We start from the raw sequence: 24595 nt of genomic DNA, 5'->3' as shown, positions 1-24595 counted from the left end.
AAACTGGAACAACATGCCGCAACCGTTTGAGGCCGCGCCGCCACAGGCAAGCGCCCTTTGACGTTGACCGCGTGCGATGCCGCAGTCTTCAATCAATGCGGGTCTGGGGGAACATCAAATGGCTGACGATGCAGATGTGATCGTGGTTGGCGCGGGACTCGCGGGTTTGGTCGCGGCGACCGAGATCGCCGACGCCGGCAAGCGCGTCATCGTGCTCGACCAGGAGGGGGAGCAAAACCTCGGCGGCCAGGCGTTCTGGTCGTTCGGTGGCCTATTCCTCGTTGATTCACCGGAACAGCGCCGGCTCGGCATCAAGGACTCGTTCGACCTCGCGCTGCAGGACTGGATCGGCACCGCGGGCTTCGACCGCGAGGAGGATCACTGGCCGCGGCAATGGGCCGAGGCCTATGTCGGCTTCGCCGCCGGCGAGAAGCGCGACTGGCTGCGCGCGATGGGACACCGTATTTTCCCGGTCGTCGGCTGGGCCGAACGCGGCGGCTATGATGCGATGGGCCACGGCAATTCGGTGCCGCGCTTCCACGTCACCTGGGGCACCGGCCCCGGCATCGTCGAGCCGTTCGAGCGACGCGCGCGCGAGGCGGCGAAGAGCGGACGGTTGATCTTCAGGTTTCGCCATCGTGTCGATGCGCTCAGCGTCAGCAACGGCGCGGTCGACGGCGTCAGCGGCGTGATCCTGGAACCTGATAGCGTCGAGCGCGGCAAGAGCTCCTCGCGCAACGTCGTCGGCGACTTCACGCTGCGCGCACAGGCAATCATCGTCGCTTCCGGCGGCATCGGCGGCAATCATGACCTGGTGCGGCAGAACTGGCCGCAGCGGCTCGGCGCGCCACCGAAATTCATGATCTCCGGCGTGCCGGAGCATGTCGACGGCCGCATGATCGGGATCACCGAGGCGGCCGGCGCGCGGCTGATCAACCGCGACCGCATGTGGCACTATGTCGAGGGCATCCAGAACTGGAACCCGATCTGGCCGCGCCACGGCATCCGGATCCTGCCCGGCCCGTCATCGATGTGGTTCGACGCGACCGGCAAGCGGCTGCCGGCGCCGCTGTTCCCGGGCTCCGACACGCTCGGACAACTGCATTACATCATGGGCACCGGCTACGACTATTCGTGGTTCGTCCTGACCCAGAGCATCATCAAGAAGGAGTTCGCGCTGTCCGGCTCCGAGCAGAACCCGGATCTCACCGGCAAGAGCTGGCGCATGACGATCAAGCGCGCCACCAACAAGGGCGCGCCGGCGCCGGTCGAGGCGTTCAAGCAGCACGGCATCGACTTCATCGTGCGCGACAACCTCGCCGATCTCGTCGCGGCCATGAACAAGCTCGCCGGCAGCGACCTCCTGCAGCTCGACCACATCAAGGCCCAGATCGAGGCGCGCGACCGCGAGATCACCAACCCCTACGTCAAGGACGCGCAGGTGATGAACCTGCACAATGCGCGCCGCTATATCGGCGACAGACTGATCCGCACCGCCAAGCCGCATCGCATCCTCGATCCCGAACACGGCCCGCTGATCGCGGTGAAGCTGAACATCCTCACCCGCAAGACGCTCGGCGGCTTCGAGACCGATCTCGACTCCCGTGTGTTCGGCAACGATCACCAGATCATCCGCGGGCTCTACGCGGCCGGCGAAGCCGCCGGCTTCGGCGGCGGCGGCGTGCACGGCTATCGCTCGCTGGAGGGCACCTTCCTCGGCGGCTGCCTGTTCTCGGGCCGCAATGCGGGACGGGCGGCGGCGAAGGCGGTGGGATAGTACGCGTCCGCAAAACTGCGAAAACAACCCCATGCAAAGTAGCCGGCGGCCGGCGGCAGTCGGAAAGCGCTTGACGCGTCGGGCAACTCAGGGGTATTTTTTCATTATTCCGAAATTGAGCGAGCGCGCAGGATGTGCGATGTGAGGCATTCAATGGCGACGGAACTGAGGGGCGCGACGGTTGTGTCGTCGAAGCAGGCTGCTACGTCGCGGCAGGCGCGCGCATCCGCGGCCGGGTGCCGCGCCCGAGGTCGAAGCCGCATGTGACCCGAAGCGGACGTGCGGCCCCAGCGGTAGACGTTGCCTTTGTCTCCAGTTCGACGTGCAGGACTCACCGTCCGTCTTTCGTTTCGAACGATCTTACGATCGAGACCACGCCGTCGTGAATACGCCGCCAGTACGGCAGTTGGCTTCGTGCGAAGCTGTATCTCAGAGGAACACCGCCGATCTCAAGGCGAACACTACAGTCCTGCAACAATTCCATGCCGCCCACCGGGCGACATGCGATCACGGGCGATTTCTCGAACGAGCCCCCAAAGAACACGTAAACGTCTTGCCGGCCTAGGCTCACCTGCGCCTTTACGTTGGTCAGGCCAAAAAGATCGTCTCTCGGATCGCTTGCTGCTTCGATGAGAGCGGGCCGGTTCCAGCGCTCCGCGCTGACACTGGGCCGGTGGACCAGCATGACGATGCCGTCAGGGCATATTTCAGCGCTGAGAGATTTGAAGCAACGCAGCGTTTTTGGAGTTGCTCCGGTCAAGGTCGAAAGCGTCGTGACGATCCGTAAGGCTGCTGACCACCCGGGAGCTTCCGACCTGACCAGGGTCGCAGTTTCCAAAAAATTTCTGGGCACCCGCCACCGCGTGCCGCGTATCTGAATATCGACCGGCGCGGTATCCAACGATGGTACATAGGTGAACGGACGAACCGAAAACCTGTCGTCTTGCTCGTCATTCACGGCAGCCATCGTCGGTCGCGAGATCAGAGCGAAAGCGACCGCGATATTCAGCCATTTGGTTCTCGTCATCGCGTTCTCACATTGAGCCTCCATGTCGCGCGCATCACTCAAGGGAAGTCCATTGGAGTTTGCCTTCAAACATCTCTAACCGTGCCACGGAACGAAGACGAATATCAGCAGAGCCGCAATGATAACGCAGAGAAGTGAGATCAAGCCCCAATAGAGCTTTGGACGTTCGCTCCGCATTATTGTCCGAGTCTTGGTGATTTGGACTTCGCGCTTGCAAAGGTAGTTGGCCAGCGCTGCCACAAAAATACCGATGCCAAAACCTCCGCCGGTCATACCTCACCCGCAAGCCGCTTTCGCGCAAGGTCGGCAATCGGTTGAATGATTTGTGCGGGTTCTTGTTGCGGGTAGCCCTTCGCCAAAAGTGATGCAAGGAGGAAGCCCGTCAAGATGACGAAGTCGGGCGTACCACCCCCGCAAGCCTTGATGTGCTCCACCATCTTCGCGGCAAACGGTTCACATTCAGCCGCAAAGAATTGGCCCATCTTCGCGCGCATCACCTGGGTACGATACGTTTCCAGGAGCTTCTCAAGTCGTGCAACGTCTTCTTTGACGACAGAGAAGATGCGGACGTCTGCCAGCTTCGCGATCGGAATACGATCATCCTCCTTCAACAGCCCGTGTTCAGCGAGCTTGCACCAGAATTCGTGGTTGCGGCTTCCAACAGTCGTCGACATCGAAGCGCGCTCCGCTACCGCTCCGACGAGTACGGACATGTCTCCAGCGCTCAGTTTGCCCATCATTTCGATCAGGCTCTCAGGCGGCCATTGTTCATCCTGCATCTCGGATGGCTCCATCCAATCCAACGAGGTCGGCGCCTGTCAAAGACTTGGTCGATTGCGCCCACACACCGTCAGATTGTGCTCAACGAACCTTAACACTTGCCAACTGGACAGCGCTCAATCGCGCGACAGGCTGTGGATTTAGAGCTTTCGGGTAGGGGCAGCTTCTGGCCCGAAGCCGATTGACGCCGATTTCGGTTGATGTTGACTTCTGCCCCGCAACGGAGCTTCGGTCACCTTGCTAACTTGCGCGGCGGCCTGCGTCTTCGAATCGCGGACGACTGAGATACCTTGCAAGACGCCCGTCAGCTCCCCATCCGCGCCGCTTGGCGACTGAAGCCATGGGAATGCATGCCAAGTTGAGTGCAATCAGCCCAATCAACAGATAAAGGTTATAGAACACAAGGATGAAACCCGCGCCCCCAACGACGAGGGCCTTCATAAAGGTGCGGCCGATGCGAGTGCGGAACATGCACACCATTGTAGCACGAGGCCGGCCGCGCCAGTTACCGGCTCTTTCGCAACAAGGTTTGCAGACCGTTTACGAGAATTCGCGGTTTGACCCAAGGCCGGCTTGATCAATATCGAAGATCATTTTTAACTGCCCGCGAATGACCAGCTGCCCAAAGTAGAGCATGGCCTCCTGGATCGCGGCATATCTAATCGGCGAGTCCGATGATTGGGTCCCGCGAACGCGATTGGGCTGGACCAGAGTTGCGCTGCTTGCCGGTCTGCTCGGGCAGATCATTTACCTGATCCACGCATGCCTCACGCTGCCAGTCCCGACGATCCTCTGGATCAGCCTTCCGGCAAACGCTTTGGCGCTGCTTGTCGTCCGTCGCGCTCTGCGGTGGCGCTACCCCGTTTAGCAATCGTGACTGACGCTCTGCGCTAGCGACGAGTCTTGGCGAGTCTCGTCCGAGCCCCTAGCTCGGCTCGATCCAGTGCGAAGGATTCGAAACGTACATCTTTCCTCGCGTGACGAAGGCGGACAATTCGAGTCCGACACCCAGAAGCGGCAGGTCGAGCACGATGACGCCCGAGCCCTTGGCTGCCTCCAATCCGCCGTACAGCGTGTGGAGCGCATTTCTCACGTTCTGGAGCAAGCCGATCGCCGTAAAGGTGCTTCGCGCATTGAGCGCGGGCGCCACGTACTTGCCGTTCTTCAAGCCATCGATGAAGTACTTGCTGGCATGGATCGATTGCAGTGCCCCCTTCGAGATCAGCTTTTCGGTGAATGCGACATTGATGCCCCAGTCATTCAGGGATTCATGGTCCAGCTCATAGGGAACGCTGAAACCAAAGCCGATCACGGCAACGGCTCCGCCGCTGCCGCCAAGACCAAGTCCCCACCGGCTGCTGACGATCTGGAGATCAAAGGTCTCCAGATCTCCGAGGTTGACGACATACGCGGTGGTGCTCTCGACGCCGCCGATCAGCAACTGTCCGCCGGACTTGACGCCGAAGCCGAGCCAACGTTTGAAGAATTTGCGTTCCGCCGGATATAATTGAGGTCTCGGTTGAGGCGGCGGTGGCGGCGGAGGCGGTGGCGGGTTTGGCTTATTCCAGACCGAGAGGATGACACCACGCCAGGTTTCGTTTTCCACCCCGTCCCGTTCGCCTGCGAACATGGCCGCGCGCTCACCTTTCGCGACCTCGAGCGCAACCTTGAAATCGTTGGGCACTTGCTTGCGCAGCAGATCGATGACGGCCTGCAGCCTGTTGCGCGACAGCTGCATGTTGAAATCGTCGCTGCCGGTACGGCTTGCGAGCCCGATGATCGTAAGGCTTCCTCCGGCCCTCAATTTCGGAACGACGACATCAGTCAGCCATTTGGAATGTTCCGGCTTGATGGCGAACTTGCCGACCTGAAAGTTGAATAACTTTGCCGCAATCGTATCCGGCGGCTGCGATCCGTACTCCAGGATTTTCCCAGGAGATGCCATGTTGATTTTCTCCCAACGGAGAGAGCGACCGCGGGACGAGTAGAATTCAGATTGAAAAATCCGCGTATCGATGGGTCGCTCCGGACGTTGAGCGGGTTCATGGTCGGCTTCAGGATTCCCGTCACAACCGCCTCGCCGTGAGAGCCGCTTTTGACCCCGAAGCGGGCGCGTTCGAGAGCCCGGAAGTTGCTATTTCCACGAAAATTCGCTTATTCATGAGCTTTGGGAACCTAGGGTGAGACATACAAAATGGCGATGGAACTGAGGGGCGCGAGCGGCGAGGGATTTGCGACGATTGCGGCCGATGGGCGCGTGCTGGATTCCTGGTTTCTTCAGCTGCGCCTGGTAGCGGAAGCCGGCAAGGCGGCGACGGCTCGGCTGACGAACGACGAGATCGTCAAAGCGTTGGGGCAGTCGGCGGACGGATATGCCGGGCATGACGACATCCGTAATGTCGACATCGTTCCGGTCCGCACCGAGATCGGCTCTCTTGCATCCGCGCCGGCCGATGTGCACGACGCATATCTTCGGCTCCATCTGCTGAGCCACCGGCTGGTCCTACCGAATTGCCTGAACCTCGACGGAATTTTCGGCGTGTTGCCGAACGTTGCCTGGACGACGTCAGGTCCCTGTGAAAGCGCGCGCGTACCGCAAGCGCGGATCGCCGCACGAAAGCGTGGCGTGGCGTTCGAGGTGACGGGCGTCGACAAGTTTCCGCGCATGACCGATTACGTGACGCCTGCGGATGTGAGAATCGCCGATGCCGATCGCGTCAGGCTCGGCGCCCATCTCGCTGCGGGCACGACCGTCATGCATGAAGGCTTCTGCAATTTCAACGCGGGCACGCTCGGCGCCTGCATGGTCGAGGGCCGGATCAGCGCCGGCGTGGTCGTCGGAAACGGCAGCGACATCGGCGGCGGCGCATCGATCATGGGCACGCTGTCCGGAGGCGGCAAGGAGCGGATCACGGTCGGCGAGCGCTGCCTGATCGGCGCCAATGCCGGCATCGGCATTTCATTGGGTGACGATTGCATCGTCGAAGCGGGCTGCTACGTCACGGCAGGCGCGCGCGTTCTTCTGGAAGACGGCCGGGTCCTGAAAGCCAAGGAGCTCTCGGGCCACAAGGGCCTGCTGTTCCGCCGCAACTCCCAGAGCGGCGCGCTCGAGGCAACCAGGCGCAAGGGAAATTGGGACGGCCTGAACGCGCAACTTCACGGCTAGGCCGTTCACTCGACAGGGCGGCCGGCGACAATCGTTGCCGGATCGCCCCAACTCGGCAATCTGGAGGCATACCGAACGGCGGAGGGAAGCGATGGGCAGCGCGCGACCTTTGATGGCGGCAGTCGGCGTCTCGCTCGTCATCGCCGCGGGGTTTTCGGCCCGGCCGGCCACGGCACAGCAAGCCACGGCATCGACGGCCGAGACACTTGCCGGGCTCTCGGCGACAATCGCCGCGCAGTACCCGTCGGCGAGGTCGCTGGTGCTGGCGCGCGGCAACTGCATCCTTCATGAATACTACGCCCTCAATTCGCGCGATGGGCTTTGGCCGGTGCATTCGGTGACGAAGAGCGTGTTGTCGATTCTGGTCGGCATTGCCATCGACAAGGGCCTGTTGCGGCTGGATCAGAAGCTGCCCGAACTGGTCACTGAGGCGACCGAAGGGAGCATCGATCCGCGCGCGGCCGATATCACGTTGCGCGACCTCCTGACGATGTCGTCGGGCTTCGCGCCGCAGGAGATGGCGGAGGTGCCGGGCGTCTGGAATTCCAGCGTCTGGATGATCAGGCGCACGGTCGAGCATCCCCCCGGCACGCATTTTCACTATGACAATGAGGGGACCAATCTGATTGCGGTCATCCTGAGGCGCGCGGTCAGCGGCAACATCGCGGAGTTTGCCAGGAACGAACTGTTCGCGCCGCTGCAGATCGATCGCTACTACTGGCCTGTCGACCGGGATGGAAACTTGCCCGGATACAGCGGACTGCTGTTTACCGCCAGGGACATGGCGAAGATCGGTCTGCTTTATCTTCAGCACGGCCGGTGGCGTGAGCGGCAGGTGGTCTCGGAAGCCTACGTCCTCGATTCCACGCGCAAGCACATCGACGGCGGTGAGCCGGCAAACGCCGGCTACGGGTACCTGTGGTGGACAAAGCCGATACGCGAGGGGTGGCAGACCCATTTCGCGGCCGGCTTCCAGAGCCAGCTCATCTTGAACATTCCGGACCGCAACCTCGTGGTGGCGCTGCAATCCGCCGCCTCCCTTCCTGGAGGAGCTGCGAAGTTCATCAATGAGGTTGTGCTATCTGCGGACGCGGCGCTGCCGGCGGAAGCAGCGTGTGTCGGGCGCCTGGATCAGTGACCGGAGCCGCGGAGCTACCCAAGAACGTGCACAACTCGCCGGGGCTGCCGTTAACGATGCTGAATGGTTTCTGGCCCGAGCGAAATCGCTTCGCAGTTTGTTAGAATTTGCTGCGATACCCCGTCCAGGCAAGGATCTGGGGAAAGACGAATGGGTAAGCGGGCTAAACGTGCGAAGACGGAGACGCTCGCACTGCCGGTGGTCGGAAGAGTTGCAGTTGGCGTCATCGCCGCTGCCGCATTGGGATACGGCCTGCTGTATCGCCCGGCGAGCATTCAACCGGTACGGAAGTCGGCTGCGCATCAGGTTCCTGCACCGTCAACTCCGGCCCACGTGTCAACTCCGGTTCATGCATCAGTGCCGGCTCCAGCGCCGGCTCCTGTTGCTGTGCAGGCGCCCGTGCCGGTGCCGCTGCCGGCGCCCCGGATCGAAACACCGAAAGCCGCTGACGCACCTGGAAGATTCGTTCGGCAGGTGGTTGACTACGCCAGCCACCAGACGCCGGGCACCGTCGTCATCGATACCGAGAACACGTTCCTCTATCTCGTCCTGAACGGCGGGCAGGCGATGCGTTACGGCATCGGCGTCGGCCGCGAAGGTTTCACATGGTCCGGTGAACAGACCGTGGCCCGCAAGACAGAGTGGCCGGATTGGCGCCCGCCCGCAGAGATGATTTCGCGTCAGCCCTATCTGCCGCGATTCATGGCAGGCGGCCCCGGCAATCCGCTCGGCGCGCGGGCGATGTATCTGGGCGAGACCGAATATCGCATTCACGGCACCAACAAGCCCGATACGATCGGCAAGCGGGTTTCGTCCGGCTGCATCCGCCTGACCAATGACGACGTCATGGACCTCTATGAGCGGGTGAAGATCGGAGCGAAAGTGATCGTGCTGCCGGCATCCGCCGCCCGTCGACAACTCCAGGGAGCACCGCCCGACGCTGCCTCCCGCGCACCTGAGCCGACATCACCGTCGAACCGACCGCCGGCAACCAACGCGCAGGTGCTGTCATCCGGACCGAGGGTCGCCGAGGCCCGGTAGCCGATTTTTCCGTCATAGGTCTACAACTGGAAGCAGGCAAACATCGACGGCTTCGATTCAGTTTGCAGGCAGCGCCATACTAACCCGCGCAGTTGGTCCCTCTCTGAACTCGCGGTTGAAAATCCAACCGCCGTCTGCGGCGGTCTGGATTGCCAATGTTTCCCGACAGAAATCTTTCGATCAAACGAAGGTAGCGATCGCCGGCGTCGCCTGTGCGATATCGCGCGCGAAGCTTGCCGAAGCGATTGCCAACATATCCCGATTTGAATTTCTCGTGTGCTCGGCTGCCTGTCACGAGAACGTTGTAGTTGGCCACGTAAGAGGGGCCCGCTTCAAAAGCTTGAAAAGGGAGAAGATCGTGCAGCAAACAATCACCCGCTTTATTGCAGGAACGGCGTTATCATCGGCAGCGCTTTTCGCCGCGCAACCGGCATTTTCCCAGAGCGCTGGTAATCCGAACCAATTGCTTGTCAGCAGCGCTGTCTACGCCGGCACGAAGTCCACTGTCACCGTGGGCCAGACCCTGCCGACGGGCGGGATCGCGGTGGCCGCCGGCACCTATCCGGACGTGTTCAACAACGTCGCGGTCGATGGCAACTTCGGCGTGACGGCGCCCGTCGTGATCAAGAAATACAATCTGGCAGGGGGCCGCCTCAGTGAGGCTGGTTCGGTGACTGTCCCGGCGACCGTGGCGGTGACGAGCTTCAGCTCAAAGTCCGAATTGTCGCTCCACCTGTCGCCCGACGGGAAAGCCGTGACTTTCATGGGCTATGACGCCCCGATCAACGCGCTGGACGTTTCCAATTCCAATTCGCCCAACCATGTCGATCCCACCAATCCCGTGACCAGCGCACATGCACGCGTCGTGGCCGAGCTGGATGCCAATGGATCGATGCGGGGCACAAAGGTCAACATCTATAGCGGAGACAACGGCCGCGGCGCGATCCGCGCCGACAAGGTGAACGGCACGGCGGCAAATCTGTACTTCACGGTTGGCAACGCCGGCAATGGCAGTGGCACCCAGCCCGTGCAGGTCGTCGATAGCACCGGCGTTCAGCTCGCGACGCCCGGCCTCGATGCGTCCGACGCCGTTGTCGGCGTCCAGCAGGGTACACCGGGCAGCAAGAACGGCTTCCAGTTCGGCTTCGCGGTTCAGCAACTCGGCTTTGCCGTGGACAAGTCCGGCAAGGACGACAATTTCCGCGGCCTCGCGATCTTCAACAACACGCTGTACGTGACCAAGGGCAGCGGGAGCAACGGCATCAACACGGTCTATCAGGTCGGTAGCCAGCCGGGAGTTCTGCCGACGGCAGGTACGGCTTCGCAGACGACGTTCAGCATTCTTCCGGGCTTCCCGAGCAATCCATCGGTCAACTCCGGCGCAACCGGTTTCTATCCCTTCGGCATCTGGTTCGCGAATGCCACGACGCTTTACGTCGCTCAGGAAGGCGACGGCGTATTGGCCGACGCGGCGACCTCGCCGACGGCGGGTCTTCAGAAGTGGGTTTATGCCAATGGCGCGTGGAGCCTTGCCTATACGCTGCAGAAGGGCCTGAACCTCGGCACGCAATACCATGTGGACGGCTATCCGACTGACTCGGCAGCCGGCGGTTTGCGCAACATCACCGGCCGCCTGAACTCCGATGGTACCGCGACGATCTTCGCCGTGACGTCGACCGTGAGCAATTCAGTCGAGCCCGGAGCCGATCCGAACCAGGTTGTCGCCATTACGGACAAGATTGCGGCGACCGCGCTTCCGGCAAACGAAGCGTTCAATGTGGTCGTGCCGCCCGCTTTCAAGACAGTCTACCGCGGCGTCTCGTTCGCGCCTTGCAGTGGCGATCAGGGCAACGACAATGCTCAGGGTAACAGCAACTCGCAGGGCGACAATGCCTGCGGTACAATCAAGGTTGCTGGCGCAGGGCAACAGTAACGCGCCGCGCATGACTGTCGTCCGGCTGCTGCGGTCACCGACGCGCTTGCGGTGACCGCAAGTCTTGTCCGGCGGGAGTGACGATATCAAAGCGTTCGATTGACGCGATCAGTTCGGCTGGTCGCGTCAATCTGTGTGAAACGACCGCCGTGCAGTCCTCAGCAATTGGGCCCATCGCGACGTTTGTTGCGGTTGCACAAAGGTGGTCGGTGTCGGGGTGAACTTCACGTCGACGAAGATTGCTGAGCCCGCCCCCTACTCCGCCTCCGCGCTGAGGAAGCGGACGCCGAACGTGTCGGCGTTGGCCTCGCCCCAATCGTAGAGCGCCTGCAGCATCGGCTTCAGCATCTCGCCGCGCCGGGTCAGGCAATAGCGCGAATTGCTGCCGGAGCGCTCCTGCTTCACGAAGCCGGAATTGCAGAGATCGCGCAGGCGCTCGGTGAGTACCTTGTCGCTGAGTTGCGGGATGTCGTGGCGCAATTCGCCGTAGCGCATCGGGCGCACCTTGAGCCGGCTCAGGATCACCGTCTTCCATTTGCCACTGAGCTGATCGATCGAGAATTCGACCGGGCAGCCGTATTTGCGCTTGGTCTTGCGGATCATCGCCCTCTCCCGCGGCACTTTCCATCTGGTTCGTTGAGCGCCGCCATCGATCCATCTAAGCACGCTTTGCGCGGGTTGGGACATTTCACGGATCAGTGCAAGGCATGACAGAGAGCAGTTCAGCGGAAGCGCCGCGCGGTGACAGCACCGCGCGCAAGCGCATCGTGGTCAGGCGCGACGGACCCTACCAACCCGACCCCGGCATTGCGATCGTCGATCATCTCGGCGTGCCTGTTACGGCTGAAGCACCGGTGCGGCTCTGCCGCTGCGGGCAATCGCAGACCAGGCCGTTCTGCGACGACAGCCATGTCAGGCGCGGCTTCACCGGCGCAAAGGACCTGCGGCGCGTGCCGGACAAGCTCGATATCTACGCCGGACAGCAGGCCCATGTGTTCGACAATCGCGGCATCTGCGCGCATTCCGCCTTTTGCACCGACCGGCTGCAATCCGTATTCCATCTCGGCGAGGAGCCGTTCATCGCGCCGAGCGGCGCGCGGCTCGACGATCTCATCAATGCGGTGCGTCGCTGCCCGTCCGGCGCGCTCGGCATCGGCATCGGGCCGGCGCGCGACGCCGACCTCTCCGACATCGACCGGCCGCCGCAGATCGAGGTGTCGAAGGACGGGCCCTATCGCATCACGGGTGCGATCGAATTGGTCGACGAGGACGGCGCTCCGATCGCGCGGAACGCCGGTGCCTCGCACGAGCATGCCAGCCTGTGCCGCTGCGGCGCGTCGCTGAACAAGCCGTTCTGCAGCGGCATGCACTGGAGCGTCGGATTTCGTGATCCCGTCCCCGATCCGGCGCGCGAGCCGACGCTGTTCGAATGGGCCGGCGGCTATCCGGCGCTGCTCGACATGACGCGCATCTTCTACAGCCGCTACGTGCCGGAGGACCCGCTGCTCGGGCCACTGTTCGCCGAGATGTCGCCGGATCACCCTGAACGGGTCGCGGCCTGGCTCAGCGAGGTGTTCGGCGGCCCGCGCCTCTACACCGAGCGCTATGGCGGCTATCAGCGGATGGTCTCGCAGCATATCGGCAAGGAGATCCGGCCGGAGCAGCGCGCGCTGTGGGCGACCTACATGGTGCAGAGCGCCGACGATGCCGGTCTGCCGTCCGATCCCGAATTCCGCGCCGCCTTCGTCGCCTATATCGAATGGGGCTCGCGCATCGCGGTGGAGAATTCCGCGCACGGCGCCCAGCCGCCGCCGAACATGCCGGTGCCGCGCTGGTGGTGGGTCTGCAACGCCACCCCGGGCGCCCGGCCGGCGGCAAGCGGCGACGAGATACCGGCCGTCGGCGATGCCGGCCCGGCAATGCCCGGCCCCGGCGAGGCCGTGCGGTTCGAGCAGCATATCCGGCCGCTGTTCCGGCCGATGGATCGGAACTCGATGCTGTTCGCCTTCGATCTCTGGAACGAGGAGCATGTACGCGCGCATCGCCGGCAGATTTTGGCGCGGCTGCAGGCCGGGACGATGCCCTGCGACGGCGCGTGGCCGCCCGAGCGCATCGCGCTGTTCGAACGCTGGGCCGATGCGCCCAGCTGAAAGGTGACGTACCGGAGCGCAGGCGCCGATTGAATCCCGCACGCGGCCATGATGCAATCGCGGCCGCGCAGACGGAGTTTCGGCGATGCGATGGCGCCTGATCGGCATGCTGGCTGTTGCCGCGCTGGCGCTCGGCTATGGGCCCGCGCGCGCCGAGATGATCTCGATCGACGGCACCACGCGGACATTCAGGGTGCAGCTGCCGGATGCCAGGCCCGCGCCGCTGGTGATCGTGCTGCACGGCAAGACGCAGAGCGGCGCCGACATGATGTCGCGAACGTCATGGCCCGCGGTCGCGAGGCGCGAGCATTTCGCCGTGCTGTTTCCCGACGGGCTCAACCGCGCCTGGGCCGACCTGCGGCTCGACGAGGAGCGCGCCAGCGGCGGACCGCCGAAGGACACCGACGACATCGCCTTCATCGCGCAGCTGATCAAGAAATTCATCGACGACGGCACCGCGGATCCGAAGCGGGTCTACGTTACCGGTGTCTCCAACGGCGGCGCGATGACGATGGCGCTGCTGTGCAAGCGGCCGGAATTGTTCGCCGCCGCGGCCAGCGTCATCATGAACCTGACCAACGGCTCCGCCCGCGCCTGCCAACCGCCGCGACCGGTGCCGCTCCTGATGATGAACGGCACCAGCGATCCGCTGGTCCCGTATCAGGGCGGGCGCGGCACCAGCCATTTCGCGGCCGACGGCTTCTGGTCGACCGAGAAGACGCTGGCGTTCTGGCGCCGCGTCAACGGCTGCGAGAGCAAGGACGCCGGCAGCAGCGAACTCGAGGATCGCGACCGCGCCGATCGATCGACGGTGACCAGGATCGATTCACGCTGCCCGGCGGGCCGCGATGTCGTGCTCTACCGCGTCAATGGCGGCGGGCATCGCATGCCCGGCAGCGCGCCCGACGCGCGTTTCGTGCGCCTCGCCGACAACATCCTCGGGCCGCAGAACCATGACATCGACGGCGCCGAGACGATCTGGGCGTTCTTCCGGCAATTTCCGTGAGCCGTGCTGCAATTTGCACAGTGGCGGCGGCCGCGCAGGCAGGCTAGAAGTGCCCGCCATTCAGTGGAGACCCAAATGAGCATTCAGCGTTTTGAAACCGGCCCGCGCATGAGCCAGGTCGTCGTGCACGGCAACACCGTCTATCTCGCCGGCGTCGTCGCCGGCAAGGCCGCGGGCGGCAGCGTCACCGAGCAGACCAAGGACATCCTGTCGATCATCGACAGCCATCTCGCCAAGGCGGGCACCGACAAGTCGAAGCTGCTCAGCGCCAACATCTACATCACCGACATGAAGACGTTCCCCGAGATGAACGCGGCGTGGGACGCCTGGGTCTCGCCGGGCAACACGCCGGCGCGCGCCACCGTCGAGGCCAAGCTCGCGGCCCCGCAGTACAATGTCGAGATCATGGTGGTCGCGGCGAAGTAACCGCGATCGACTTTGTTGTCTTGCGAATGGCGCGGCAGCCGAGGGCAGCCGCGCCATTCGTCATTTTGATTGAGCGTGATGAGGTTCAGTCGCGCGGCAACGGGACTGTGCTCCCTCGCCCCGTTCTTACGGGGAGAGGGTTGGGGTGAGGGGCCGCTTCCGCGTAGACGGTTACAGTTGGACTCGCGGAGACACCCCCTCACCCGGAACGCATCTGACGTTGCGCTCCGACCTCTCCCCGCACGCGGGGCGAGGTAAGCGGAGTACGCCGCTCGATTCGAAGCCTCGTAGCCCGGATGCAGCGAAGCGTAATCCGGGACCGGTCTCTCGGCGAGCAAGGTCCCGGATTTCGCTTCGCTGCATCCGGGCTACGCAGTGCTCTATGCCGCCCGCGCCGTCCCCTTCTCCGCCTCCATCTTCCGTGCGAACAGCCAGCGGAAATAGGTCAGCGGCGCATCGGCGCCGATGGCGAGCAGCTGATAGTCCGGATCGGCATCGAACACGCGCTGCTGCGCCTCGATGATGTCCTTGTCCTCGTTGAAGCCTTCCTCGAGGCTGTGGCGGAGCGACAGCGCGATGTTCGGGTTGTCGATGTCGAAATCGTGCAGATAGTTCCAGAAGAAGTGCGTGGTCGAGCGCGTCTCCGGCGTCATGAACTGCGCGTTGCGATACGAGCGCGTGCCCGGGACCTGGACGCCTTTCTCCACCCCCTGCCCCGCCGGTGCGAACGTCGTATCCAGCGTGAAGATGCCGGGAACGATCATACGGCCGATGTTGCGGCGATCGATCTTGTCGGTTTTGTTCGGGATCACCTTCTTGTGGTACGGCGGCGGCTCGGCGCCCATATGCCAGCGCTCGACGCGGAAACCGTCGTCGAGCTTCTCGATCGCGACCGGCTTGGTCTTGTAGGCGTATTCCTCGGAGCCGCCGAGCGTGTTGGTGTGCACGAAGGCGAGATGCGCGAAGTCGCTGAGGTTGTCGACGATCAGGAGCCAGTTGGCCTTGTAGTGCATATAGCCCGGCAGCCCGCGCCATCTGGGGTCCTCGAGCGGCGGATAGTCGAGGATCAGTTTCGGATCGGCCTTCTCCGGATCGCCGGTCCAGATGAAGATCAGATTGTAGCGCTCGACCACGGGATAGCTGCGGACGCCGAGCTTGGCCGGAATGACGTCCTGGCCGGGAATCTGGATGCACTTGCCGTCGGCGGCGAACTTCATGCCGTGATACATGCAGCGGATGTCGTCGCCCTCGACGCGGCCCATCGAGAGCGGCGCGGCGCGGTGGCAGCAGCGGTCGTCGAGCGCGACCACCTGTCCGCTGGCGCCGCGATAGAGCACGATCGGCCGCTCCAGAATGGTGCGCGCGACCTTCTTGCCGTCGATCAGCTCGTGATTCCACGCCGCCACGTACCAGGTGTTGCGCAGGAAAATTCCGTCGTCATTGGCCATGTCACCCTCCCGATGCAATATTTGTCGCGGCGAGGTTAGGTGATTGCGGTCATCCCGATAATCCGATTTGGCTGGACACACTGTACCGCTGCATGGACAATCGGCCATGGAATGGCGCGATTGGGAGCTGTTTTGCGAGGTTGTCGAGCATGGCGGCTTCACCGCCGCCGCGCGCGTGCTCGGCCATCCCAAATCGAGCCTCAGTGCTGCGGTGCAGCGACTGGAAGCCAATCTCGGGCTGCGGCTGATCGAGCGCACCACGCGGCATTTGCGCCTCACCGATTCCGGCGAGACCATCTATCGCAAGGTGCGGCCGCTGTTCGCCGCCCTGCACGATACCCACAGCGAGGCGCTGGCGATGAGCAGCGCGGTCGCCGGCACGCTGCGCATCAAGGCGCCTTACGAATTCGGCGCGCACCATGCGGGGCCGGTCGCCTGCGCGGTGATGGGCCGCTATCCGGAGCTTGCGATCCGCATCGATGTCGAGCACGACATCGTCAATCCGGTCGCCGAGAATTACGACATCGTGTTCGCGATGCTGGAGGCGCCGCTGCCGTCGGCCGGCATCGTGATCCGCCGTGTCTTCACCCTCGAGCGCGGCCTGTTCGCAGCGCCGGCCCTGCTACAGAAGTTCGGCGAGCCGCGCACGCTGGACGATCTGCGGCGGCTGCCGCTGCTGACCGGGCCCAGCGATCCGCCCTGGGCGATCACCGCACCCGGCGGCGCCGTCGAGCATCTTGCGGTGGATCGGGCGCGCCTCACCTCATCGAACGCCCATGTCCGCCTGCAGGCCGCGCTCGCCGGCCACGGCGTGTTGCGGGTCACCGCGGCCTACGCCCGCGTCGCGGTCGCGGCCGGTGAGTTGCAGCGGCTGCTGCCGGACCATGTCTGCGAGCCGCTCAACGTGCATGCCCTGCTGCCGGCGCGGCAATTCGTCCCGGCCAAGGTGCGCTGCTTCCTCGACGCTATGGAGGCGCATGCGCGGGGCGATCCGGAGGCCTATATCAAGCCGTAGGGATCCAGGATCAATCGTTTTTCGGCCGGCCGCCTTTTTTTCGGGAACCTGTTCGTCGGAAGCGCATCCAATGCCAGTATCCCGTGAACCGTGAGGGTGATCCCGCCATGCGTCAGGCCCAGGCAACGACCGTTCCGCCGACCGGCTCAGGCGACGCTGAGCTGGTGCAGCGCGCGCTGGCCCGCGACGAGGCCGCGGTGCGCGCCATCATGCAGGCCAACAACCGCCGACTGTTCCGCCTCGCCCGCGGCATCCTGCGCAACGACGGCGAGGCCGAGGACGTGGTCCAGGACACCTATGTCCGCGCCTTCACCCATCTCGACCGATTCCGCGGCGAGTCCGGCCTGTCGACCTGGCTGTCGCGGATCGCGATCAACGAGGCGCTCGGCCGCGTCCGCCGCAAACCGCCCGCCGTCGAATGGTCGGAGCTGCCGCACGGTGGTCTCGACGCTCAAATCATCCAGTTTCCCCTTTCGTCAGCGGACGATCCGGAACGCTCCATGGCCCAGCGCGAGATCCAGCATGTCGTCGAACACGCGATCGACGAATTGCCCGAGGCGTTCCGCCTCGTCTTCATCACCCGCGTGATCGAGGGTATGAATGTCGAGGAGACCGCCGAGATCCTCGACCTGAAGCCGGAGACGGTGAAGACGCGGCTGCATCGCGCCCGCGCCATGCTACGCGAGAATGTCGAGCGCAAGATCGGCCCCGTCGTGATGGATGCTTTCCCGTTCGCCGGCAAACGCTGTGAACGCCTGACCGAGGCCGTGCTGAAACGGCTCGGCTACATCGGATAAATTTTCCGGGAACCTCGGCGCGGCTGCGCCATCCAACTCCTGTGCAATCAACCAAGCGCCGGCGTCCAGCCGGACGCCACAGGAGTATCAAACCATGTTCGTTCGCTTGAGCATCGCAGCCGCCGCGCTGAGCCTGTTGAGCGGCGCCGCGCTCGCAGAGGGCGCAAAGCCGACCGATCCGCAGATCGCGCACATCGCCTACACCGCCGGCGTGATCGACATCAACGCCGCCAAGCAGGCCGAGGCGAAGGCCTCCAGCAAGGAGGTCAAGGCGTTCGCCCAGGACATGGCGCGCGACCATGAGGCCGTGAACAAGCAGGCGCTCGACCTCGTCAAGAAGCTGAAGGTGACGCCGGAGGACAACGACACCAGCAAGGCGCTGTCGAAGCAGGCCGCCGACAAGCTCGCCGAACTCGGCAAGCTGAAGGGCGCGGAGTACGACAAGGCCTACATCGCCAACGAGGTCGCCTACCACAAGGCGGTCAACGGCGCGCTGGAGACCCAGTTGATTCCGGCGGCGAGCAACCCCGAGCTGAAGAGCCTGCTGCAGACCGGCCTGAAACTCTTCCAGGGCCACCAGCAGCATGCCGAGCATGTCGCGGCCAGCCTGAAATAGGAGCCATCCATGTCGCCAGGACGCCATCTCACGCTGATGTTGCTGACGCTCGGTGCGCTGGCCGTCCCGGCGCATGCGGCCACCATCCAGATCGTGATGGAGAATCTCGCGGTCTCGCCGGCCGAGGTATCGGCCAAGGTCGGCGACACCATCGAATGGATCAACAAGGACATCCTTGCCCACACCGCCACGGCAAAAAACGGCGACTTCGACGTCACGATCGCGCCGAAGAAGACGGTCACTTCGGTCCTCGGCAAGGCCGGCACGGTTGAATACTACTGCCGCTATCATCCCAACATGAAGGCGGTGCTCAAGATCGCTCCATAACGCGGACGATGACCTGCGAGGTAATCGATCGCGCGCCGCGAACCTTCGATAGTCGTTCCAGCCGAACCATCCGGCCGCATCGAAGGAGAACGCCATGACCGACCACGCCACCATCGCCCGCCGCTACATCGAGCTCTGGAACGAGCGCACGCCGAGCCGGCGCCGCGAGATGCTGAGCGAGAACTGGACTTCAGACGCGCGCTATGTCGATCCGCTGATGAGCGGCGACGGCCATGAGGGCGTCGACGCGCTGATCGCCGGCGTGCAGCAGAAGTTTCCCGACTTCTCATTCAAGCTGCTCGGCGAGCCGAACGGCTTCGGCGACCATGTCCGCTTCTCCTGGGGTCTCGGCCCCGACGGTGTCGACAGCCCGATCAAGGGCACCGACTTCGCGGTGCTGAAGGAAGGGCGGATCAGGAGCATCACCGGCTTCCTGGATCAGGTCCCGGGCGCTTAACCCTGACCGTCATTCCGGGGCTCGCGGAGCGACAGCCCGGAATGACGCAGGGAGTGCGGCTGTATCGGCAGCTTCCACCCCGGCGATGTCGCTGATAGTCTTCCCGCAACCAAAGGGAGGACACCATGAAGGCCCGGGCCTTCACGCCGTCTGTCGTCAGCGACATCACGCCGGCGTTGCTCGCGATCGGGCGCGACGGCTTTCCGCAGGCCCTGATCGGCGCGCTGCGCCGGGTCGCCGATGTCGGGCACTGCATGGTGTTCTCGTTCGCCGGCCCGCGCTCGGCCGCGTGCCTGCTCGACGCCGGCAACATCCCGACCGGGCGCGACCTCGGCATCGCCTATTCCGAGCATTTTCACCAGAGCGATCCGAACCGCGACGCGGTGTTCGAGGGCCAGGCGCAGGCCGCGCCGATCGTGCTGCCGACCTTCGCCCGCCGCATGTACAGCGACGGCTACCGCAAGATCTTCTTCGACGATTCCGACATCGTCGACAAATTCGCTTCGGCGATCTGGGTCGATGACACCTGCTTCTATGTCAATTTCTATCGCATCACCGCGCAGGGCCGCTTCACCCGCGACCAGATCGCGCGCCTGACCGCGGTCGCACCCGCCGTCAGCGCCGCCGTGGCGCGGCACTTCCAGCGCGACGCCGCGCCGGACAGCGATCCGATGGATCGGCTGAAGACACTGTTCGAAACCGCGGCGCCGTTCACCGTCCTGACCGGGCGTGAGAAAGAGGTGTGCCTGCGCATCCTCTCCGGCCTCAGCTCGGAAGCGATCGCGGCCGAGCTTGGCATCGGCCTGCATTCCGCCCTCACCTACCGCAAGCGCGCCTATGACAAGCTCGGCATTTCCTCGCAGAACGAATTGTTCGCGATCGCATTGCGGCTGGTGGCCTCGTCGCGGCCGCTGAACTGATCGGGGCGCTCCTGTCCCAAGGCGTGGGGACAGAAAACCGCGCATGACTGGACTATCCTGCGGCGAGACAAAAGGACCACGCCGTGAGCACCGCACCCCGTTTCGAGATCGACGTCGCCGCCTTCTGGCAGGACCCCTACCCGGCGCTGGCGCGCATGCGCAAAGAGGCGCCGATCGCCTTCGTGCCGCAGCTTGGCAGCACGCTGCTGTGCAACCGCGACGACATCTTCGTCTCGGAGAAGCAGATCGACGTGTTCTCGTCGCATCAGCCCGAAGGCTTGATGAACAAGCTGATGGGCCACAACATGATGCGCAAGGATGGCGATGCGCACATGAACGAGCGCAAGGCGATCTTCCCAGCGATCTCGCCGAAGACGGTGAGGTCGCACTGGACCGTGCAGTTCGAAGGCCATGCGCGGCGCATCCTCGACGAGTTGAAGCGAGAGGACGCTGTCGATTTCGTGCAGGCCTTCGCGCTGCCGTTCTCGGCGGAATGCCTGAAATCCATCACCGGCCTCACCAACATGCGCTTCCAGGACATGAACGCCTGGTCGCAAGGCATGATCGACGGCATCGCCAACTATACCGGCGATCCCGCGATCGAGGCGCGCTGCCATGCGGCGACCTCCGGCATCGATGCCGCGATCGACGACATGGTGCCCGTGCGGCGCAAGACGCCGGACCTCAGCCTGCTCGGCGTGATGCTGCAGACCGACATGCCGATGGAGAGCGTCCGCGCCAACATCAAGCTCGCGATCTCGGGCGGCCAGAATGAGCCGCGCGATGCCATCGCCGGCACGGTGTGGGCGCTGCTGACCCATCCCGACCAGCTTGCGTTGGCGCGGAGCGGCGCGATCCCGTGGCTGCAGGTGTTCGAGGAATACGCCCGCTGGATCTCGCCGATCGGGATGTCGCCGCGGCGGATCGCAAAGCCGTGGACGATCCGCGACGTCGCGTTCGAGCCCAACGAGCGCGTGTTCCTGATGTTCGGCTCGGCCAACCGCGACGAGAAGCATTTTGAGCGGGGTGACGCCTTCGACATCCGCCGCGACGCCAGCAAGAGCATCGCATTCGGCGCCGGCCCGCATTTCTGCGCCGGCGCCTGGGCCTCGCGCGCCATGGTCGCCGACGTCGCGCTGCCGCTGATCTTCAGCCGGCTGAAGAATTTGCGCCTGGTCGAGGACCGCCCACCGCGGATCGGCGGCTGGGCCTTCCGCGGGTTGCTGGACCTGCCGGTGACGTGGGACGCGTAGTGTCTACTTCGATCGAGCTGCAGCTCACCTCGCCCCGCTTGCGGGGAGAGGTCGGATTGCATCAAAGATGCAATCCGGGTGCGGGGCCTCCGCGAACGCGTCTGTCACCCAATGCGCGGACATAGCCCCTCACCCCAACCCTCTCCCCGTAAGAACGGGGCGAGGGAGCACAGCGCCGTCGCGGTCGTATCCGACCTAATCTCAAACGCTCACCGCCCCCAGCGCAGCACGACCGGATCCAGCGACTTCGCGATCTCGATCAGGCCGGCGCGTGTCGCCGGATGCAGCGGCTGCAGCGGATGACGCACCATGTCAGACTTGATGACGCCGCCCTCGCGCATCAGCACCTTGCAGGCCGATAGGCCGCATTGCCGGTTCTCGTAATTGATCAGCGGCAGCCAGCGCGCATAGGCGGCCATCGCCTCCTCGCGCTTGCCGGCGAAGAACGGATCCATGATCTGGCGGATGCCGTCGGGATAGCCGCCGCCGGTCATCGCGCCGGTGGCGCCGGCGTCGAGATCGGCCATCAGCGTGATCGCCTCCTCGCCGTCCCACGGTCCCTCGATCACGCTGCCGCCCTTCTCGATCAGGCCGCGCAGCTTGGCGGCCGCCATCGGCACCTCGATCTTGAAGTACCTGACATTGGCGAGCTCTTTCGCCATCCGCGCCAGGAAATCCACCGACAGCGGCGTGCCGGCCACCGGCGCGTCCTGAATCATGATCGGGATGCTGATGGCGTCCGAGACCACGCGGAAGAAGTCGTAGATGCCGGCTTCCGGGACCCGGAACGTCGCGCCGTGATAGGGCGGCATGATCATCACCATCGCGGCGCCGGCGGCCTGCGCCTGCCGGCTGCGCGCGGCGCACACCGCCGAGGAAAAATGTGTCGTCGTGACGATGACGGGAATCCGGCCGGCGACGTGCTCGAGCACCGCATGCATCACGGTCTCCCGCTCGGCATCGGTCAGCACGAACTGCTCGGAGAAATTGGCGAGGATGCAGATGCCGTGCGAGCCGGCATCGATCATGAAGTCGATGCAGCGGCGCTGTCCGTCGAGGTCGAGATTGCCGCTGGCGTCGAAAATGGTCGGCGCGACCGGAAAGACGCCGCGATAGGGACGTTGTGCCTGTGATGTCATGTCGAACCTCGTGTCACATCTTGCGGAACGGCAGCGGCGCTCCCTCGAGCTTGCGCAGGCCCGGCTCGCGCCGCTCCAGCCACCAGCCATCCTGCTTCGGCCAGGACGCGACGCCGCGAAGCGTGATCGGCTGAAACAGAAGCGGCTGCGACATTGGGACCTTGCGGAAGCGTGGAAATGGCAGCCGGAAGCTAGGCGGCCCGTCGCGTCATCGCAAGCCGCGCAACGACGCATGCGGTGCGATCCGAATGCATGGAGGGTGCGATGGAGCGGGCGAAGGGAATCGAACCCTCGTATGCAGCTTGGGAAGCTGCCGTTCTACCATTGAACTACGCCCGCGATCTCAATCGCTTGGGTCGATCTTACCGAATGCGACCTGCCGGACCATAGCCCGGCCCATGGCGGCGGATCAAGCGTGCATTGTCGCGATCACGTGGGATTGGTCCTCGATATCAGCTCCTTGCACCGCTATTCGCCGCTCCGTCCCAGCACGTCATTGATGGTGAACGGCGCTGCGGCCGCGATGGGCTCGCAGGTGCCGGCGCGCGCGTAGATGCAGGCCGTGGCGTTGCCGACCGCATCACAATCGCGCCGCGTATAGTCCGCCGGAAGATCGTCCACCGAATCCGCGCGCACCAGGATGCGGTTGAAGGCCGGGCTCGCGGCCTGCAGCGTGGCCGGCAGGCGGCCTTTCGCCAGGGGATCGCCTGATATCAGCGCGTAGAGCGGCGCCGGGCCTGTCAACCGCTCCCGCCCCGGCAGCAGATGGAAGGGGACGTTGTAGAGCGCAAGGCCGCACAGCTTGGGATCGCCGCGCAACTCGGCGGCCAGTCGCGCGGCACTGACGCCGCGCATCCAGTGGTCACGCATCGGCTCGCTGGCGCCGGCGAGCGCGATCGAGAGCAGCGCCCAGCCGCCGGCGATCGCCGGTAACGCCCATGGTCGCCATGCGCGTTTTCCGCGCAGCGACTGCACCCAGTCCGCCGAGCCCAGCGCCGCCAGGATCATCAGCAGGACCACCGACAGGAAGATGAAGCGGTATTCCTTGTGGGCGATCAGGCTGTGAAAGAGAATGTCCGTCAGCGCCATCGCCAGCAGCAGCGGCGCATGGCGCCAGCCGCGCCAGATCGCGGCGACGAGCAGCACGATCGCGACCGACCAGGTGATCCAGAAGCTCGACAGATAGGTGATCATCGACGACACGCCGAACCCGGCGGCGCGATCGTGCAGCAGGTTCTGCTCGATATTGGCGACCAGCCAGCCAAACGGCACCGCGCCATGGGCGAGATCGATCATCGCGGCGACCAGCAGCGCAATGACACCGCCGGCAATCAGCGGAAGCAGATTTCGCCAGTGGCGCCAGCAGACGCCGATGACGAGGACGGCGGTGGCCGGTGCATATTGGAAGCGGCAGACGAACGCGATCGCCAGCATGGCGCCACCGACGAGCAGGCGCGTGCGCGACGGAGCGCCAGTGAGCATCAACGCCGCCGGCACGATCAGCGCCGTCGCGATCGATTCGCTCAACGTGTGCGGCGCGAGCATCACGATCTCGAACCAGATCGCCGCGACGAATGCGGCGACGATGGCATGAGTGCGCGACACCCGCGCGCCAAACGACCACGCACTCACCACGATCGAGAGCGATGCCAGCACGGCGACGAGACGCGGCACCACGAAGGCCCCGCTGCCACCGGGCGCCACCCAGTCCCCAAGCGCGACCGGCCCTGCCATCAAGGTCGGCAGGAACCAGCCCCGAATGCCGTAGCGCCACTCCCAGGTCACGATGCCGTCATGACCGAGCATCCGCCAGGCCGGCTCGAGGTACTGGAAGATTTCGTCGGGATGGATGGTGTTGGGCCAGAACGCAAGCGGCAGGCGAACCGCCAGCGCCAGCAGCAACAGCAGCGCGAGCGGATGAATCCGTGCCGTCACAAGACTCTTTTCGCCCGCGCGTCCGGACGATGGATCGGCGCTCGTTCTCGTCATTGTTCCGCCGATCGTATCGGGGAGCGCGGGAGCCTCGGGGAGCGACATGGCCACGAACGGATAGCGCGCAAGCCTTTAAGATGCGTGACTTGAGATGTGTGACCGCCGCACACAGCGAAAGGTCCGGAATGGCCGCGACATGCTTAATCAATCGTCAAGATTTCGGATGCGCGCGGTGGCGATGATGTTA

Annotated in this window: 23 protein-coding genes and 1 tRNA gene; 15 read left to right on the top strand and 9 right to left on the bottom strand. The window is 64.1% G+C overall.

What is annotated here, in order from left to right; translation table 11 throughout:
• Positions 1 to 118 precede the first annotated feature (118 nt).
• Positions 119 to 1777: an FAD-binding dehydrogenase gene (locus tag JQ633_RS06590; RefSeq protein WP_211983684.1), complete on the top strand. Its 1659-nt coding sequence runs from the start codon at positions 119 to 121 to the stop codon at positions 1775 to 1777.
• A 331-nt stretch (positions 1778 to 2108) separates the two neighbouring features.
• Here JQ633_RS06590 and JQ633_RS06585 read toward each other — a convergent pair whose 3' ends face one another.
• The 3 genes from JQ633_RS06585 to JQ633_RS06575 all read right to left on the bottom strand — a co-directional run bounded on the left by JQ633_RS06585 (position 2109) and on the right by JQ633_RS06575 (position 5529).
• Positions 2109 to 2804 (bottom strand): hypothetical protein, encoded by a 696-nt coding sequence (locus tag JQ633_RS06585; protein WP_211983682.1) that lies wholly within the window; start codon positions 2802 to 2804, stop codon positions 2109 to 2111.
• Positions 2805 to 3073: 269 nt separating this feature from the next.
• Positions 3074 to 3583, bottom strand: coding sequence for a hypothetical protein (locus JQ633_RS06580; protein ID WP_211983680.1), 510 nt, complete (start codon positions 3581 to 3583; stop codon positions 3074 to 3076).
• Positions 3584 to 4509: 926 nt separating this feature from the next.
• Entirely contained in the window at positions 4510 to 5529 is a 1020-nt protein-coding gene (locus JQ633_RS06575) for a hypothetical protein (RefSeq protein WP_249158873.1), read from the bottom strand.
• Positions 5530 to 5778: 249 nt separating this feature from the next.
• On the opposite strand from JQ633_RS06575, the gene dapD reads away from it, so the two are divergent.
• The 4 genes from dapD to JQ633_RS06555 all read left to right on the top strand — a co-directional run bounded on the left by dapD (position 5779) and on the right by JQ633_RS06555 (position 10862).
• Positions 5779 to 6750 carry a 2,3,4,5-tetrahydropyridine-2,6-dicarboxylate N-succinyltransferase gene (dapD, locus tag JQ633_RS06570; RefSeq protein WP_211983678.1) on the top strand — a complete coding sequence of 324 codons (972 nt, stop codon included), beginning with the start codon at positions 5779 to 5781 and terminating at the stop codon, positions 6748 to 6750.
• 91 nt (positions 6751 to 6841) lie between these two features.
• Complete coding sequence (locus JQ633_RS06565; RefSeq protein WP_211983676.1) at positions 6842 to 7888, top strand: serine hydrolase domain-containing protein; 1047 nt, start codon at positions 6842 to 6844, stop codon at positions 7886 to 7888.
• A gap of 150 nt (positions 7889 to 8038) precedes the next feature.
• Complete coding sequence (locus JQ633_RS06560; protein WP_211983674.1) at positions 8039 to 8929, top strand: L,D-transpeptidase; 891 nt, start codon at positions 8039 to 8041, stop codon at positions 8927 to 8929.
• Between the two features lie 115 nt (positions 8930 to 9044).
• The gene (locus JQ633_RS06555; protein ID WP_211983672.1) at positions 9045 to 10862 is read left to right on the top strand and encodes a hypothetical protein; all 1818 of its coding nucleotides are present in this window, start codon (positions 9045 to 9047) and stop codon (positions 10860 to 10862) included.
• 255 nt (positions 10863 to 11117) lie between these two features.
• On the opposite strand, the gene JQ633_RS06550 is transcribed toward JQ633_RS06555, so the two are convergent.
• Positions 11118 to 11465 (bottom strand): winged helix-turn-helix transcriptional regulator, encoded by a 348-nt coding sequence (locus JQ633_RS06550; RefSeq protein WP_211983670.1) that lies wholly within the window; start codon positions 11463 to 11465, stop codon positions 11118 to 11120.
• Positions 11466 to 11569: 104 nt separating this feature from the next.
• Here JQ633_RS06550 and JQ633_RS06545 point away from each other — a divergent pair, with 104 nt between their 5' ends.
• The 3 genes from JQ633_RS06545 (at position 11570) to JQ633_RS06535 (ending at position 14444) form a co-directional block, all read left to right on the top strand.
• Positions 11570 to 13012 (top strand): CDGSH iron-sulfur domain-containing protein, encoded by a 1443-nt coding sequence (locus JQ633_RS06545; protein WP_211983668.1) that lies wholly within the window; start codon positions 11570 to 11572, stop codon positions 13010 to 13012.
• A gap of 85 nt (positions 13013 to 13097) precedes the next feature.
• A complete protein-coding gene (locus JQ633_RS06540; protein ID WP_211983666.1) occupies positions 13098 to 14018 on the top strand; it encodes an extracellular catalytic domain type 1 short-chain-length polyhydroxyalkanoate depolymerase in 921 nt (306 codons plus the stop codon).
• Between the two features lie 75 nt (positions 14019 to 14093).
• A complete protein-coding gene (locus tag JQ633_RS06535; protein WP_211983664.1) occupies positions 14094 to 14444 on the top strand; it encodes a RidA family protein in 351 nt (116 codons plus the stop codon).
• 380 nt (positions 14445 to 14824) lie between these two features.
• On the opposite strand, the gene JQ633_RS06530 is transcribed toward JQ633_RS06535, so the two are convergent.
• On the bottom strand, positions 14825 to 15892 hold the full coding sequence (locus tag JQ633_RS06530) for an aromatic ring-hydroxylating dioxygenase subunit alpha (protein ID WP_211983662.1): 1068 nt from the start codon (positions 15890 to 15892) through the stop codon (positions 14825 to 14827).
• A gap of 106 nt (positions 15893 to 15998) precedes the next feature.
• Between JQ633_RS06530 and JQ633_RS06525 the strand changes: the two genes are divergently transcribed.
• The 7 genes from JQ633_RS06525 (at position 15999) to JQ633_RS06495 (ending at position 21277) form a co-directional block, all read left to right on the top strand.
• Positions 15999 to 16907 (top strand): LysR family transcriptional regulator, encoded by a 909-nt coding sequence (locus tag JQ633_RS06525; protein ID WP_211983660.1) that lies wholly within the window; start codon positions 15999 to 16001, stop codon positions 16905 to 16907.
• Positions 16908 to 17014: 107 nt separating this feature from the next.
• Complete coding sequence (locus JQ633_RS06520) at positions 17015 to 17704, top strand: RNA polymerase sigma factor (RefSeq protein WP_211983659.1); 690 nt, start codon at positions 17015 to 17017, stop codon at positions 17702 to 17704.
• A gap of 94 nt (positions 17705 to 17798) precedes the next feature.
• Positions 17799 to 18320 (top strand): DUF4142 domain-containing protein, encoded by a 522-nt coding sequence (locus tag JQ633_RS06515; protein ID WP_211983657.1) that lies wholly within the window; start codon positions 17799 to 17801, stop codon positions 18318 to 18320.
• Between the two features lie 9 nt (positions 18321 to 18329).
• A complete protein-coding gene (locus JQ633_RS06510; RefSeq protein WP_211983655.1) occupies positions 18330 to 18647 on the top strand; it encodes a cupredoxin domain-containing protein in 318 nt (105 codons plus the stop codon).
• A 94-nt stretch (positions 18648 to 18741) separates the two neighbouring features.
• Positions 18742 to 19104, top strand: coding sequence for a nuclear transport factor 2 family protein (locus JQ633_RS06505; RefSeq protein ID WP_211983653.1), 363 nt, complete (start codon positions 18742 to 18744; stop codon positions 19102 to 19104).
• A 125-nt stretch (positions 19105 to 19229) separates the two neighbouring features.
• Positions 19230 to 20024 (top strand): helix-turn-helix transcriptional regulator, encoded by a 795-nt coding sequence (locus JQ633_RS06500; protein ID WP_211983651.1) that lies wholly within the window; start codon positions 19230 to 19232, stop codon positions 20022 to 20024.
• A gap of 83 nt (positions 20025 to 20107) precedes the next feature.
• Positions 20108 to 21277, top strand: coding sequence for a cytochrome P450 (locus JQ633_RS06495; protein WP_211983649.1), 1170 nt, complete (start codon positions 20108 to 20110; stop codon positions 21275 to 21277).
• A gap of 209 nt (positions 21278 to 21486) precedes the next feature.
• Here JQ633_RS06495 and JQ633_RS06490 read toward each other — a convergent pair whose 3' ends face one another.
• From JQ633_RS06490 to JQ633_RS06475, 4 genes are all read right to left on the bottom strand, one after another.
• Positions 21487 to 22416 carry a dihydrodipicolinate synthase family protein gene (locus JQ633_RS06490; RefSeq protein ID WP_211983648.1) on the bottom strand — a complete coding sequence of 310 codons (930 nt, stop codon included), beginning with the start codon at positions 22414 to 22416 and terminating at the stop codon, positions 21487 to 21489.
• 13 nt (positions 22417 to 22429) lie between these two features.
• Entirely contained in the window at positions 22430 to 22570 is a 141-nt protein-coding gene (locus tag JQ633_RS06485; RefSeq protein WP_211984207.1) for a hypothetical protein, read from the bottom strand.
• A 111-nt stretch (positions 22571 to 22681) separates the two neighbouring features.
• A tRNA-Gly gene (locus JQ633_RS06480) sits at positions 22682 to 22755 on the bottom strand.
• Between the two features lie 129 nt (positions 22756 to 22884).
• Positions 22885 to 24405, bottom strand: coding sequence for a 4-amino-4-deoxy-L-arabinose transferase (locus JQ633_RS06475; protein ID WP_249158871.1), 1521 nt, complete (start codon positions 24403 to 24405; stop codon positions 22885 to 22887).
• Positions 24406 to 24595: the final 190 nt, after the last annotated feature.

It is taken from the genome of Bradyrhizobium tropiciagri (genome assembly GCF_018130505.1).
Classification (GTDB): domain Bacteria; phylum Pseudomonadota; class Alphaproteobacteria; order Rhizobiales; family Xanthobacteraceae; genus Bradyrhizobium; species Bradyrhizobium tropiciagri_B.
This window is presented reverse-complemented; position numbering and strand designations above follow the sequence as displayed.